The organism is Roseburia sp. AF42-8, from assembly GCF_003435965.1.
Classification (GTDB): domain Bacteria; phylum Bacillota; class Clostridia; order Lachnospirales; family Lachnospiraceae; genus Roseburia_C; species Roseburia_C amylophila.
Genome location: NZ_QTVB01000003.1, coordinates 44,777 through 59,974, shown reverse-complemented (window position 1 = coordinate 59,974; position 15,198 = coordinate 44,777). Strand labels below are relative to the sequence as shown.

At 40.0% G+C, this 15,198-nt stretch carries 10 protein-coding genes; all 10 read left to right on the top strand.

The window, feature by feature from the left end; translation table 11 throughout:
• The first annotated feature begins 2 nt into the window (after positions 1-2).
• The 10 genes from rpoC (at position 3) to DW059_RS02025 (ending at position 15,196) form a co-directional block, all read left to right on the top strand.
• Entirely contained in the window at positions 3-3,674 is a 3,672-nt protein-coding gene (rpoC, locus tag DW059_RS02070) for a DNA-directed RNA polymerase subunit beta' (RefSeq protein ID WP_117697278.1), read from the top strand.
• Positions 3,675-3,978: 304 nt separating this feature from the next.
• Complete coding sequence (locus DW059_RS02065; protein WP_242986060.1) at positions 3,979-4,944, top strand: LacI family DNA-binding transcriptional regulator; 966 nt, start codon at positions 3,979-3,981, stop codon at positions 4,942-4,944.
• Between the two features lie 112 nt (positions 4,945-5,056).
• The gene (locus DW059_RS02060; RefSeq protein WP_117697277.1) at positions 5,057-6,766 is read left to right on the top strand and encodes a sugar phosphorylase; all 1,710 of its coding nucleotides are present in this window, start codon (positions 5,057-5,059) and stop codon (positions 6,764-6,766) included.
• The gene (locus tag DW059_RS02055) at positions 6,763-8,097 is read left to right on the top strand and encodes an ABC transporter substrate-binding protein (protein WP_117697275.1); all 1,335 of its coding nucleotides are present in this window, start codon (positions 6,763-6,765) and stop codon (positions 8,095-8,097) included. Before DW059_RS02060 ends, DW059_RS02055 begins: the two co-directional genes overlap by 4 nt.
• Positions 8,098-8,176: 79 nt before the next feature.
• On the top strand, positions 8,177-9,058 hold the full coding sequence (locus DW059_RS02050) for a carbohydrate ABC transporter permease (RefSeq protein WP_117697421.1): 882 nt from the start codon (positions 8,177-8,179) through the stop codon (positions 9,056-9,058).
• Positions 9,042-9,896 (top strand): carbohydrate ABC transporter permease, encoded by an 855-nt coding sequence (locus tag DW059_RS02045; protein WP_242986059.1) that lies wholly within the window; start codon positions 9,042-9,044, stop codon positions 9,894-9,896. Before DW059_RS02050 ends, DW059_RS02045 begins: the two co-directional genes overlap by 17 nt.
• A 23-nt stretch (positions 9,897-9,919) precedes the next feature.
• On the top strand, positions 9,920-10,975 hold the full coding sequence (locus DW059_RS02040; RefSeq protein WP_117697273.1) for a zinc-dependent alcohol dehydrogenase: 1,056 nt from the start codon (positions 9,920-9,922) through the stop codon (positions 10,973-10,975).
• A gap of 32 nt (positions 10,976-11,007) precedes the next feature.
• Positions 11,008-11,799, top strand: coding sequence for a sugar phosphate isomerase/epimerase family protein (locus DW059_RS02035; protein WP_117697271.1), 792 nt, complete (start codon positions 11,008-11,010; stop codon positions 11,797-11,799).
• Between the two features lie 34 nt (positions 11,800-11,833).
• On the top strand, positions 11,834-12,880 hold the full coding sequence (locus tag DW059_RS02030) for a Gfo/Idh/MocA family protein (protein ID WP_117697269.1): 1,047 nt from the start codon (positions 11,834-11,836) through the stop codon (positions 12,878-12,880).
• 9 nt (positions 12,881-12,889) lie between these two features.
• Positions 12,890-15,196, top strand: a complete 2,307-nt coding sequence (locus DW059_RS02025) for a glycosyl hydrolase family 65 protein (RefSeq protein WP_117697267.1) — start codon at positions 12,890-12,892, stop codon at positions 15,194-15,196.
• Positions 15,197-15,198: the final 2 nt, after the last annotated feature.

The window sequence follows — 15,198 nt, the reverse complement described above, 5'->3', positions numbered from 1 at the left end:
TAATGCCAGGAACAGTAAAACAGGAAACTTACCAGCCGATACAGTTTGATGCAATTCAGATTGGTCTGGCATCACCTGAGAAAATCAGAGAGTGGTCCAGAGGAGAAGTTAAGAAACCTGAGACCATTAACTATAGAACTTTGAAACCGGAAAAAGACGGATTATTCTGTGAGAAGATTTTTGGACCGAGCAAAGACTGGGAATGTCATTGTGGTAAGTACAAAAAGATTCGTTATAAAGGTGTTGTCTGCGACCGCTGTGGTGTTGAAATTACCAAAGCCAGCGTTCGTAGGGAGCGTATGGGACATATCGAGCTTGCAGCTCCGGTATCCCATATCTGGTACTTCAAAGGAATTCCATCCCGTATGGGATTAATCTTAGATCTTTCTCCAAGAACATTGGAGAAGGTTCTGTACTTTGCTTCCTATATCGTACTGGATGCAGGTTCTACAGATTTATCTGTAAAGCAGGTATTATCCGAGCAGGAATATCAGGATGCAAGGGAAAAATATGGCAGCTCTTTCCGTGTTGGAATGGGTGCAGAAGCCATTCTTGAGTTATTACAGGCAATTGACCTGGAAAAAGACGCAGCAGAGCTGAAAGCAGAATTAAAAGATGCTACCGGACAGAAACGTGCAAGAATCATCAAGAGACTGGAAGTGGTAGAATCCTTCCGTGAATCCGGAAACAAACCGGAGTGGATGATTATGACCGTTATCCCGGTTATCCCACCAGATTTACGTCCTATGGTACAGCTGGATGGTGGACGTTTTGCAACATCTGATTTAAATGATTTATATCGTAGAATTATCAATAGAAACAACCGTCTGAGAAGATTGTTAGAGTTAGGTGCACCTGATATCATCGTTCGTAACGAGAAGAGAATGCTGCAGGAAGCAGTAGATGCCCTGATTGACAACGGTAGAAGAGGAAGACCGGTAACCGGACCTGGTAACCGTGCTCTGAAATCTCTGTCCGATATGCTGAAAGGTAAATCTGGACGTTTCCGTCAGAACCTTCTTGGAAAACGTGTAGACTACTCTGGACGTTCCGTTATCGTCGTAGGACCGGAACTTAAGATTTATCAGTGTGGTCTGCCAAAAGAAATGGCAATCGAGCTGTTTAAACCGTTTGTTATGAAAGAGCTGGTTGCAAACGGAACTGCACACAATATTAAGAGTGCAAAGAAGATGGTTGAAAGATTACAGCCGGAAGTCTGGGATGTCTTAGAAGACGTCATCAAAGAGCATCCGGTTATGCTGAACCGTGCTCCTACACTGCACAGACTCGGTATTCAGGCATTTGAGCCAATCCTGGTAGAAGGTAAAGCAATTAAGCTTCACCCATTGGTATGTACCGCATACAACGCCGACTTCGACGGAGACCAGATGGCTGCCCATTTACCACTGTCACAGGAAGCACAGGCAGAATGCCGTTTTATGCTGCTTTCACCGAACAACCTGTTAAAACCTTCTGATGGAGGCCCTGTAGCCGTTCCTTCACAGGATATGGTTCTTGGTATCTACTATCTGACACAGGAAAGACCAGGTTCCTTAGGAGAAGGTGGATACTATAAGAGCGTAAACGAAGCAATTCTGGCATATGAGAATCAGGCACTTACACTGCATTCCAGAATCCATGTGCGTGTTCATAAGACAATGCCGGATGGAACTGTTAAGACTGGTGTCGTTGAGTCAACACTGGGAAGATTTATCTTCAATGAAATCATTCCTCAGGATTTAGGTTTTGTAGATAGAAGCAAGCCTGAAAATGAACTGGTACTGGAAATCGATTTCCATGTGGCAAAGAAACAGTTAAAACAGATTCTGGAAAAAGTTATTAATACACACGGAGCAACCAAGACCGCTGAAGTATTAGACGATATTAAGTCCATGGGTTACAAGTACTCTACAAGAGCAGCTATGACCGTATCTATTTCAGATATGACAGTACCGCCTCAGAAACCGGAAATGATTGCAAAGGCTCAGGATACGGTAGACCGCATTTCAAGACAGTACAAACGTGGTCTTATTACAGAGGAAGAGCGTTACAAAGAAGTTGTTGAAACATGGAAAGAGACTGATGATGAGCTGACAGAAGCACTGCTTTCCGGTCTGGATAAATACAACAACATCTTCATGATGGCAGATTCCGGAGCCCGTGGTTCTGATAAACAGATTAAACAGTTAGCAGGTATGCGTGGTTTGATGGCTGATACAACCGGTAGAACAATCGAGCTGCCTATCAAATCAAACTTCCGTGAAGGTCTTGAAGTATTGGAGTACTTCATGTCCGCACATGGAGCCCGAAAAGGTATGTCCGATACTGCGTTACGTACTGCCGATTCCGGTTACTTAACCAGACGTCTGGTAGACGTATCACAGGACCTGATTGTCCGTGAATCTGATTGCTGCGCAGGCACAGGAAGAGAGATTCCTGGTATGTATGTCAAAGCATTCATGGATGGAAAAGAAGAAATCGAAAGTCTTGAAGAGCGTATTACAGGAAGATTCTCCTGTGAGACAATTTGCGATAAAGATGGTAATGTGCTTGTAAAAGCAAACCATATGATTACACCAAAACGTGCTGCAGCAATTATGAGTAAGGGTGTAGATGAGAATGGAGAGCCATTAACCAAGGTTAAAATCCGTACCATTCTTACCTGCCGTTCCCACATCGGAGTTTGTGCAAAATGTTATGGAAGCAATATGGCTACCGGTCAGGCAGTACAGGTTGGTGAAGCAGTTGGTATTATCGCAGCTCAGTCTATCGGAGAACCTGGTACACAGCTTACCATGAGAACATTCCACAACGGTGGTGTTGCCGGTGACGATATTACACAGGGTCTTCCTCGTGTCGAGGAGCTGTTTGAGGCAAGAAAGCCTAAGGGACTTGCAATTATCACAGAATTTGGTGGTGTTGCAACCATTAAAGATACCAAGAAGAAACGTGAGATCATTGTAACAAACAATGAAACAGGTGAGACTAAGACTTATCTGATTCCTTACGGTTCCAGAATTAAGATTATGGATGGCGCAGTATTAGAGGCTGGTGATGAACTGACCGAAGGTTCTGTAAATCCACACGATATCCTTAAGATTAAGGGCGTACGTGCCGTACAGGATTACCTGATTCAGGAAGTACAGCGTGTATACCGTCTGCAGGGTGTTGAGATTAATGATAAACATATTGAGGTTATCGTTCGTCAGATGTTAAAGAAGATTCGTATTGAAAATAACGGAGATTCTGAGTTCCTGCCAGGAACATTAGTAGATAATCTGGATTACGAAGAGATGAATGAGCAGTTAGAGGAAGAAGGCAAAGAGCCGGCAGAAGGTAAACAGGTATTACTTGGTATTACCAAAGCATCTTTGGCAACCAACTCCTTCTTATCAGCAGCATCCTTCCAGGAGACAACTAAGGTTCTGACAGAAGCAGCTATCAAGGGCAAGATTGACCCATTGATTGGTCTGAAAGAGAACGTAATTATCGGTAAGCTGATTCCGGCTGGTACTGGTATGAAGCGTTATCGTAACATCAAACTGAACACAGATGTAAACGAAGAGGAAGAACTCTCCTTTGATGATTTTGACGGATTCGATGAAGCACCTGTGACAGATGAAATCGAAGAGACAGAAGCAAAAGAAGAAGTAACTGCTTCTACAGAAGAATAAGAGTCAGTTCTGTGAACTGGCAGAGCTAATGGAAGGGAAGCTCTGGCTTAATAGGCCGGAGTTTCCCTTTCTGACATATATAAGAATAGATTCACCGGATGAAGATATAAAATTGGATAGATTGAACAAAAATAAAAAATACATTTTGTGTATAATTTCATGAAGAGAGATGTTGACGAAATCACTAACATTATGTATAATGACAACGTAAGACAAAGAAAGATGGGTTGTGAAAAGTGCATATGACAACGAAAGACAATAAGAAGAAATCAAGTAATGTAACAATAGTGGATGTGGCGGATATGTGTGGAGTTCCGTAAAAACAGTATCAAGAGTTGTAAATCAGGACTCTAATGTATCGGAGCGCACCCGAAAAAAAGTATTAGATGCAATTAAGGAAACGGGATATCAGGTAAATATGTTTGCCCGGGGATTGAAAGGACAGAAAACCAATATAATCATGATATTTACCGACCGGCATGGAGAAGAACATTTGAGCAACTGGCATACTTTGATGCTGAAATACCTTTTCCGCTATGCAAAAGAAAGTGGAATGAAGGTTGTGATGTCACCATCTAACAGTACAAGGTGTATTGATGATGATACAGACGGATTTACTCTGCTGGCAAATGGAATGGCAGATGGCGCAATCCTGCTGGAAAATGTACACAGTGACCCGAGGGCAGTATATTTCCGGGAACACAATATTCCGTATGTAATGTTTGGAGAACCGGATGATGATGAGACCTACGCCGTCAGTCTGGATAACTATCAGGTAGGATATAAAGGCGGTGAATATCTGACTGGCTGCAGATACCGCAATATAGCATTTTTGGTCGGAGAAGCAAAGTTCTTATCTACACAGAACCGTATAAAAGGATTTGAAGATTCCGTAAAAGGAAAAGAGGGAAAATACAGAGTTTATTCTGGTGTAAATTCCATACAGCTTGCGTATGAAAAAGCCAATGAATTGCTGGCAGAGGGAAATGTGGACGCTTTCTTCATATCAGGAGATGAAAGAGCACTCGGTGTTTATCAGGCAATACATGAACATGGGCTGAGGATTCCAGAAGATGTTGCGGTATTAGGTGTAGACAATATTCCGATTGGAAAATATTATTATCCAAGAATATCAACAATTGATCAGAATTTTGAACAATTGGCAAAAGAGTGTATTGACCGGCTGGTAAAATTAATTAGAGGTGAAAAAATAGAAGGTGGAAAAGTAATAGAGTTCCAGCCTGAAGTATTAGAAAGAGAGTCAACTTAATACGAAGCCGGGGAGAAATCTCCGGCAGAAAAAATTATTTTTTTAGCATAAAATGACAACGTTGTCAACAAATGACAAAATTGTTTAACAACCTGATACATAGGAGAAAATTATGAGACAGGAACTGGAAAAAGAATTAAGAGAATTATATAGACAGATATATGGAGAAAAGGAAGCAGAACAGCTGTTGAAGGATGTGGATGAATTGATAAAAAATAGTCCGCAGAAGAATACAAAGCAATGGCTTACACAGAAAGACGCAGTTCTGATTACTTATGGTGATTCTATCACAGATAAAGAAGAACCGGGACTTAAAGTATTAAATGATTTTTTGAAAAAGCATGTAGCGGATGCTATCAGTATAGTACATATTCTGCCGATGTTTCCCTATACATCAGATGATGGCTTTTCGGTGAGCGATTACAGAAAAGTAAATCCGGCACTGGGTGACTGGGAAGATGTAAACAGACTTGGTGAATCGTATGATTTAATGTTTGATGCAGTAATTAATCACTGTTCAAAATCAAATGAATGGTTTCAAAAATGTTTAAAAGGAGAAAAACCATATAAAGACTTTTTTATAGAAGCAGATCCAAAAGCTGATTACAGCAAAGTGACCAGACCAAGAGCACTTCCTTTGCTGACAGAATTTGACACTAAGGAAGGGAAAAAGAGCTATTGGACAACGTTTAGCACAGATCAGATTGACTTAAATTATCAGAGTATTGATTTATACAAAGAAATCTTATCTATTCTTTTGTACTATACACAGAATGGTGCAAGAATGATTCGGCTGGATGCAATTGGTTTTTTGTGGAAAGAACTTGGAACAACATGTATGCATCTTCCACAGACACATAAGGTGGTGCAGAGTTTCCGCAAAATTTTAGATGAAGCAGCACCGGGAACATTGATTATTACGGAGACAAATGTGCCTCATAAAGAAAATATCAGTTATTTTGGTGAGGGCGAAAAAGAAGCACATATGGTATACCAGTTTCCACTGCCACCATTGGTTATGTTTTCGATTCTTACAGGGAACTCTGAAAAATTAACAGAATGGGCAAAAAATTTATCGGAACCACCGGTGGGATGTACCTATTTTAATTTCTTGAGTTCCCATGATGGAATTGGTGTCCGTCCGGTAGAGGGAATATTAACGAAGAAAGAAATTCAGCTTATGGTTGAGGCAACTCTTCGGAATGGTGGAGAAGTCTCTTATAAAGATAATGGAGACGGAACAAAAAGTCCATATGAATTAAATATCAATTATCAGGATGCACTTGCCTCTCCGGAAGATCCAGATGAGATCAGAATAAAAAGATTTCTTGCAGCAGAAACAATTTTACTTAGTATGCAGGGACTTCCTGCAATTTATATTCATAGTCTTCTGGGTTCCAGAAATGATTATTATGATAAGGCAGTATCTGGAATTTACAGAAGAATAAACCGGGAACAGATGGACGTAAGCTGGCTGGAGAGACAGCTTACAGAAGAAACAAACCGGAAGAAAATATTCGAAGAACTAATCCGGAGAATTAATATCCGGAAAGAACATCCGGCATTTGCACCGGAGGCAAAACAGGAAGTAATCCAGACTTCTTCCAAGGTCTTTCACATCAGAAGATTTACGGAGGAAGAACGGCTTACCATATATATTAATATTTCAGAGGAAGTGTGGCAGAGTGGTGAGAATGAAGTGAGTGGAAAAAATCTTCTGACCGGTAAGGAGATAAAAGGAACACTTGTACTTTCTGGCTATGAAGCAGCATGGATTCTGGAAAATAACTCACACAATAAAGGAAAAGGAGAAGGAATATGAAGAAGAAAATTTTAAGCATGATGTTAGTAGCAGCAATGACCGTTGGAACATTGGCTGGCTGCGGCAGCAATTCAGGAAATGGAAATTCTGAAAAAGGAACAGATACGACAGCAGATGCAGGAGAAGAGGTTACTATCCAGTTTATGCATATGCAGGTAGAGCAGGAAAGACAGGATGTAATTGCAAAACTGATTGAAGAGTTTGAAGCAGAGAATCCTGGAATTAAGGTAGAACAGATGCCTACAAATGAGGATGATTATGATACAAAAATCACATCCCTTGGTGGAACCGGTGTACTTCCGGCAGTTATGGAATTCTCACAGGATCAGGCAAAGACAAGTGTAACGAATGATTTTATTGATTTGGAAGCAAATAAAGAGGTTATTGACGGAAAAGGTGAAGATGCTTTCTTTGATGGAGCATTAAACGTAATTAAAACAGAAGATGGAAATGACTATGTTGGAGTTCCTGTTTCCGGATGGGTACAGGGAATCTGGTGTAATACAGCAATGTTAAAGGAAAAAGGATTTGATGTACCTCAGAACTGGGATGATGTATTAGAAATTGCAAAAGCATTTTATGATCCGGACAACAAACAGTACGGAATTGCATTACCTACATCAGAATCTGCATTTAGTGAACAGGTATTTTCACAGTTCGCAATTTCCAATGGAGCAAATGTATTTGATGCAGATGGAAATGTAACCATTGATACACCGGAAATGAAAGAAGCATTAGATTTCTATAAAGAGCTTTCATCTTATTCTATGCCGGGTTCTACTGAAGTTGCAGATGTAAAAGATGCATTTATAAATCAGAATGCACCATTATGCCTGTATTCTACTTATATTTTAAGTGCTGTTCAGGAAGCAGGTTTCCTGGATGATGTAGAACTGGCATTACCAAATAAGACACAGCAGGCAGCATATGGTTGCGTTATCGTATTATCCATTGCTTCCGGATTAAGTGATGCAGAGAAAGCAGCAGCAGAGAAATTTGTTTCCTTCATGTTGGAAAAAGAAAACAATGAATCCTGGCTTCTGATGGCTCCTGGCGGAATCCAGCCGGTATTAAGTGAAGTAGCAGAAGATGCAGCATACAAAGAGAACGAAGCAATTGTCCCACTGGCACATCTCTTAGATGAAGTTGGAGTAGCATTTGATAATCTTCAGTTATTTGGATGTGTAGATGGTAAAAATTACATGGTAATGGGTGATGTTACCAACAAAGGAATTTTAAGCAAGATGATTAATAACGTAGTAGTACAGGGAAGTGACTCTCAGACAGAGCTGACAAATGCTCAGGCAGAAGTTGAAACAATGCTGAAATAAGAAGAAAGACATGGAAGGGGCACAGGTTATTATGTGCCCCGGAAATGTCAACACTTTCCCGATAAATGAGGTAGAAAAGATGAGGAAAAGAAGAGCATTAAGCGATACAAAATTTGCATATCTGCTGTTAGCCCCAAGTTTGATTCTGCTGGCAGCATTAATTGGCTATCCAATGCTTTATAACATTTATATCAGTGTTCTGGACGTTCCGGTAAACCCACGTAAGCCTTCTGTATTTGTGGGATTAGATAATTATATATCTGTATTAACGGATCCATCCTTTTATCACAGTGTAATTACAACACTTGTGTTTACATTTGTAGTAGTTGTACTTAGTACGGTAGTTGGACTTGCAATGGCGTGCTTTTTGAACCGTAAATTTGTAGGTAAAAAACTGGTAAATTCTTTAATAATATTGTCTTATGTAATTCCGTCGGTGTGTCTGATTTTTGCCTGGCGTTATATGTTCAATAATATTTATGGAATTATAAATTATATTGTGGTGGATGTGTTACATCTTGCAAAAGAGGTGCCGCTTTGGTTTGACCAGCCGGTCAGTGCTTTTATACTGGCTGCACTGTTTTGTATCTGGCGCTTCTTCCCATATGCATATCTTTCTTTTACTGCAATTCTTCAGACCATTGATAAATCATTGTATGAAGCAGCAGATATAGATGGAGCAACAGCATGGCAGAAGTTTAAGGTGGTAACATACCCGGCATTAAAATCAACAATGGTTACCGTAGTAAGCCTGCGTATCATCTGGGTTTTCTATATTTATGCAGAAGTATATCTGTTGACGAAACAGGTAGATGTTATCGGTGTATATCTGTATGACATGGCATTTGCAACACATGATTTTGGAAAGGCAGCTGCAATATCATTACTGTTGTTTGTACTGATATTTGCATGTGTAATAATGGTTAGAAAGGTGGTGCTCCGCAGTGAGAAAGAGGAATAGGAATGCGAGAAAAATTCGTAAGAATATCGTCTTTTATGTAATACTCATTGCAGTTCTGGCGGTATTAGTATTTCCAATGATTATGATGCTGAGCATCTCTCTGAAAGAAACTTCAGAGACAATTGGATATCCACCGACAATAATACCAAGAAGTTTTACATTAAAGCATTTTGCAGACATATTTAATGAGAGTATTTTTCCGTTTATGAAGTATTTTAAAAACAGTATGTACATAGCGTTGATTACATCAGTGCTGGTAGTGTTCCTTGGAATCTTGGGAGGCTATGCACTGGCAAGACTTCGCTTTAAAGGGAAAAATGTAATGACAGAAATGTTTTTCTTTGTATATATGTTTTCCGGAATTTTATTGATTGTACCATTATATAAGATGCTTGCATCTATCGGATTACGAAATACAAGGGAAGCGGTAATTATCTGTATGATTATCCAGACATTGCCGACAGCTATTTACATGACACGAAGTTATTTTGAAACTGTGCCATATGAGCTGGAAGAGGCAGGAAGGGTAGATGGTTTGTCGCGAATGGGCATTATTTTCCGCATTATGACACCGTTATCTATTCCGGGTCTGATTTCCGTATTTGTATATGCGTTTATGATTGCATGGAATGATGTATTATTTGCATCCATATTCTTAGATTCACCGGATAAATTGACGATTACAATCGGATTGAATTCACTGTTTAATACACCGGATTATATCTGGGGCAGAATGATGGCAGCATCGCTTGTAACTTCACTGCCGATTGTAATTATGTATGCATTTAGTCAGAACCTCATAAAGAGCGGCGCAACCGAAGGCGGCGTGAAAGGTTAATATAGGAAAAGGAGAATATTAATATGAAAAAATTAGTCGCAACAGCCCCAAGAGAGGCAAAACTGGTAGAGTATGAAGACAGACCAATCGCATCAGACGAAGTAAAGGTAAAGGTTGAGTTTGCAGCCCCAAAGCATGGAACAGAGCTGGCAGATTTTCGTGGAACCACACCTTTTATTGATGGAAAATTTGATGATGAGTGGAGAATGTTTGTACAAAGAGATAAAGATGAACCAAGAGGAATTGTCTTTGGTGATTTACCACTTGGAAATATGTTTGTTGGAACCATTATCGAAGCAGGAGCAGATGTTACTGAATATAAAGTAGGTGACAGAGTATGTTCTTATGGACAGATTAAGGAGACCCAGATTGTAAAAGCAGTTAATAATTATAAGCTCCGTAAAATGAAACCGACAGATTCTGCAGCAAATGCAGTATGCTATGACCCTGCTCAGTTTGCTTTGGCATCGGTCCGTGATGCGGAAGTAAGACCGGGAGACTGTGTAGCAGTTATTGGTCTTGGCGCAATTGGTCTGATTGCATTACAGCTTGCAGTAAAAGCTGGTGCAGCAGTTGTAATTGGTGTAGACCCGATTGAACATCGTAGAGAAGTAGCAAAGAAAATGGGCGCTCATTTCACCTTTGATCCGACACAGTGTGATGTTGGTTATGAAATTAAAAAAGCAACCGGAAAAATGGGTGCAGATGGAATTATTGAAACCAGTGGAAGCATGCAGGCATTACAGTCCGCATTAAAAGGAGTTGCATACAATGGAACCATTGCCTATGCAGCATTTGCAAAACCATTTCCGGCAGGTCTCTGGTTAGGACAGGAAGGTCATTTTAATCAGGCAAAAATTGTATTTTCCAGAGCCTGCTCAGAGCCATTGCCAGAATATCCAAGATGGACAAGAAAGAGAATTGAAGATGTGGTATGGAATATGCTGATGAATGGATATTTAGATTGCCGTGATATTGTATATCCGATTATTTCATTTGAAGAAAGTGCAGAAGGATTCTGCAGATATGTAGACAGAGAACCGGATAAGAGCATCAAGCTTGGTGTAACATTTAAATAACAAAGGGCTTTATTGAAAAGGAGGAACAGAATATGTTACTTGGAACACAGGATAGAGACTTTTTTCCAGAAGATTTAGTTGGGAAACTTACATTTGCAAAAGAAATGGGATTCGAATGCTTTGAAATCGATGGAAAAGTTCTGATGGAACAGAAGGATGAATTAAAAGAGGCAATCAAAGAGTCAGGACTTCCGGTATCTTCTGCATGCGGTGGATATCGTGGCTGGATTGGTGACTTTATAGAAGAGCGTCGTCTCAATGGAATTGCAGATTTGAAAGTTATTTTAAAGAATATTGCAGAAGTAGGTGGAACAGGCGTTGTTGTTCCGGCAGCATGGGGTATGTTTACCTATCGTCTGCCACCTATGGTTTCACCAAGAAGTCATGAAGGTGATGTAAAAGCCATCCAGGATTCCCTGAAAGAACTGGATCCGGTAGCCGGAGAATATGGTGTGAAAATTTATCTTGAACCGTTAAACCGTTACCAGGATCATATGTTAAATACGACCAAAGACGGTGTAGACATGATTGACATGGGACATTTCAAAAATGTCCAGATTACAGCAGATTTTTATCATATGTCCATTGAAGAGGATGATATTTCTGAGACCTTAAGAAAATACAAAGATTATATCGGTCATGTACATATTGCAGAAAATCATCGTTATCAGCCGGGTACCGGTTCTATTGATTTTAAACGTCATATGCAGACATTAAAAGAAATCGGATTTGATGGTGCTGTAGTAAATGAAGGAAGAATCCGTGGAGAGAATCCACTGGAAGCATATCAGAAATCAGTAACTTATATGAAACAGTTTATTTAAAGACAGATATACATGACAGAAGGGAAGAAAGAGAATGGAAGAAAAGAAAGTAATTCGAGCCGCAATTATAGGATCAGGTCAGATTGCAAGAACTTCCCATATTCCGGCATACCGTTCAATGGAAAATGTGGAAATCGTGGCAGTAAGTGATGCAAATGAGGCAGCTGCACAAAGGCTTGCAGAGGATTTTGATATTCCTGCATATTATCAGGACAGCACCAGAATGCTTCGGGAAGTAAAACCGGATGTAGTGAGCATTTGTGTTCCAAATAAATTTCACTATCCACTGACAATAGAAGCTTTAAATGCCGGCTGTCATGTATTTTGTGAGAAACCTCCTGCAATGAACCCAAAGGAAGCTTTGGAAATGTGCCAGCTTGCAGAAAAGAATGGATTGCTTCTTACCTACGATTTTCATTTCCGGCAAGGAAGAAATACAGCAATTGCCAAAGAGAAAATTGATAAAGGTGACTTGGGAACAGTGTATTATACCAAAGCTTCCTGGGTGCGCAGAAGAGGAATCCCGGGATGGGGATGTTTTACCAATCGTGAAATGCAGGGCGGTGGGCCGCTCATTGATATTGGAGCCCATATGTTAGATCTTGCATGTTATCTTCTGGATTATCCGGAAATAGCATATGTGTGTGCCGGCAGTTTTGACAAAATCGGAAAGACTGGAAGAAAAGGAATTATGGGAGAATGGAATCCGGATAAATATAGTGTGGAAGACAGTTTGTTTGGGTTCATCAGTTTTACAGATGGAAGAGTTATGCAGCTGGAGACAGCTTTTGCATTAAATATAAAAGAAAAGGATAAGCGGAATGTTGAACTTTGTGGAGAAAAGAGCGGACTATCACTTTTCCCACTGGAAAGTTATCAGGGAGAAGAAATGAGCAATACATCCTATCCGTTTATAGAAGAAATGGAGCTTCATACAAAGGCTTTATATAATTTTATAAAGGCGGTAAGAGGGGAAGAAAAATTGCTGGCAACAGCAGAACAAGGCTATTATGTGCAGAGATTAATCGATGCATTGTATCGTTCAGCGGAGAGTGGAGAACCTGTCATGCTGGAAGAATAGGAGTGGAGTATGTTCTATTATCAACCAATTGAAAATAAAGAGGGACTTTGGCTGGCGGAAGAGCATTATAACAGACGTTACATAGCAAAAACAGAATCAGTATTTGCACAGAGCAATGGTCACTTTGGAGTCAGGGCAATGCTGGAGTTGAGAGGCATTGATGCAACTCCCGGTATGTTTGTGAGCGGATTATACCAAAAGGCACAGGATGGTGAAGTAACAGAACTTGTGAACTGTCCTGATGTGGTAGAATTAGGCATATATATACAGGGAGAGACAGTGAACCTTGACAATGTCCGGGTAGAGGAATTTCAAAGAAAATTAAATCTTTATACCGGGGAACTGCGGATAAATATTCTGTTCCGGACACAAAACGGACTACGTTTCCTGCTCCGGTCAAAACGTTTTGCAACAGATTTTGACAAAACCCTGTTTTACCATAAGACAGAAGTAACATTGCTGGATGGAAATAAGACAACAGTTACATTTGAATATGGAATTAATGGACAGATAACCAATTCCGGAACTTCTCATTTTCAAAAAACAGAATGCAGAGTCTATGGAAAAGAGATTATGGCATATCATGGCGCACTGCAGGATGATGGACTGGAAATACTGACAGGAACCTGTTTTGAAAAAAATCAGGAACAGCAGGACTGCTCCTATCATTTAAAGAGACGCAGTATCTACGCCAAAAACAGCATCTTAATGGAAAAGGGAGATGCGATAACTCTGTTTCGGATTTCTCATATACAGGAAGATTCCGCAGAATGTAAAGATGTTCTGGAAGAAAAATTAGAAAAAATACAGCAGCAGTTAAAGCGTGGATATGAGCAGGCAATAGCAAACCAGAAAAAAAGTATGGAAGGGTTCTGCCAAAGAGCTGCAATTGAAATTGATGGAGCCAGTCTGCAGGAAAAGGCAGGAATTGCATTTGCACAGTATCAGATGTATGGCATGGATCCGGCTTATACCAACCGGTATAGCATAGGGGCAAAAGGGTTAACCGGTGAAGGTTATAAAGGACATGTATTCTGGGATACAGAATTGTTCATCCTGCCATTTTTTGTCGCTGAGTTTCCGGAGGCGGCAAGAAAGTTATTGGAGTACCGCTATAGAGGAAAAGCCGGTGCAAAAAGAAAAGCAGAAGATTATGGCTTTCAGGGATTTATGTATCCCTGGGAATGTGCAAAGGATGGCTTTGAAGAAACACCGCTTTATGCAGCGTTAAATATACATACCGGTAAGGCAAATAAAGTATGGTCGGGTATCAAAGAGCATCATGTAACCGCAGATATTGCATTTGCAATAAGCCGTTATTATTATTGGAGTAATGACAGGGAGTTTTTGAATCAGTATGGAACAGAAATACTTTGTGAAACAGCAAATTTCTGGGTGTCCAGAGCAGAAGAACGGAATGAAAGACTGGAAATTCTCAATATCATCGGACCGGATGAATATAATGAGCATATTGATAATAATGCTTATACCAATTATATGGCGGCATATAATGTAAAACTTGCCCTGAAAGCATCCAAGGAAGCATTGGATAGTCCATATGTTAAAAAGATGAAGGAAAATGGAACCCTGAAAGTCATGCAGGAAAAGTGGCAGTATTTTCTGGAACACATTTACCTTCCAAAGCCGGATAAAAATGGAATTATTCCGCAAGATGATGCATTTCTTGGCAAAGAAGAATTAAAGGATATTGAAAAATACAGACAATCACCTGTGAAACAATCCGTTTTGCTGGATTATTCCAGAGATGAAGTGGTAGATATGCAGGTATTGAAACAGGCAGATTTAGTAATGCTGTTTACACTTTTTCCGGGACTGTTTCCAGCAGATGTTGTAAAGAAAAATGTTCTGTTTTATGAAAAAAGGACTTTGCATGATTCCTCCTTAAGTTATTGCGCCCATGCACAGATTTGCGCAGAAATAGGGGAGATGGAGATGGCAGAAAGATTTTTTGCCAAGGCATTGGAAACGGATTTATGCGACAACCCGCAGGATTCTGTAGATGGTATTCATGCAGCATCCTTAGGCGGAATCTGGAAATGTGTTATTGCAGGATTTGCAGGAGTATCCTGTGATGAAGATGGTATTATATTAGCTCCACATCTTTTGGAACACTGGAATTCCATAAAATTTTCTGTTATGGTGCAAGGACAAAAAATGGACTGCTTTATGGATAAAGAAAATATTTCGCTCCATTTATGTAACAGCGGAAAAAGCAAGGAACCGGTAACCATAAAAGTCCAGGGAAAAAAATATATTCTGAAAGATGACCTGCATTTGAAATATGGAAAGGAATAAGG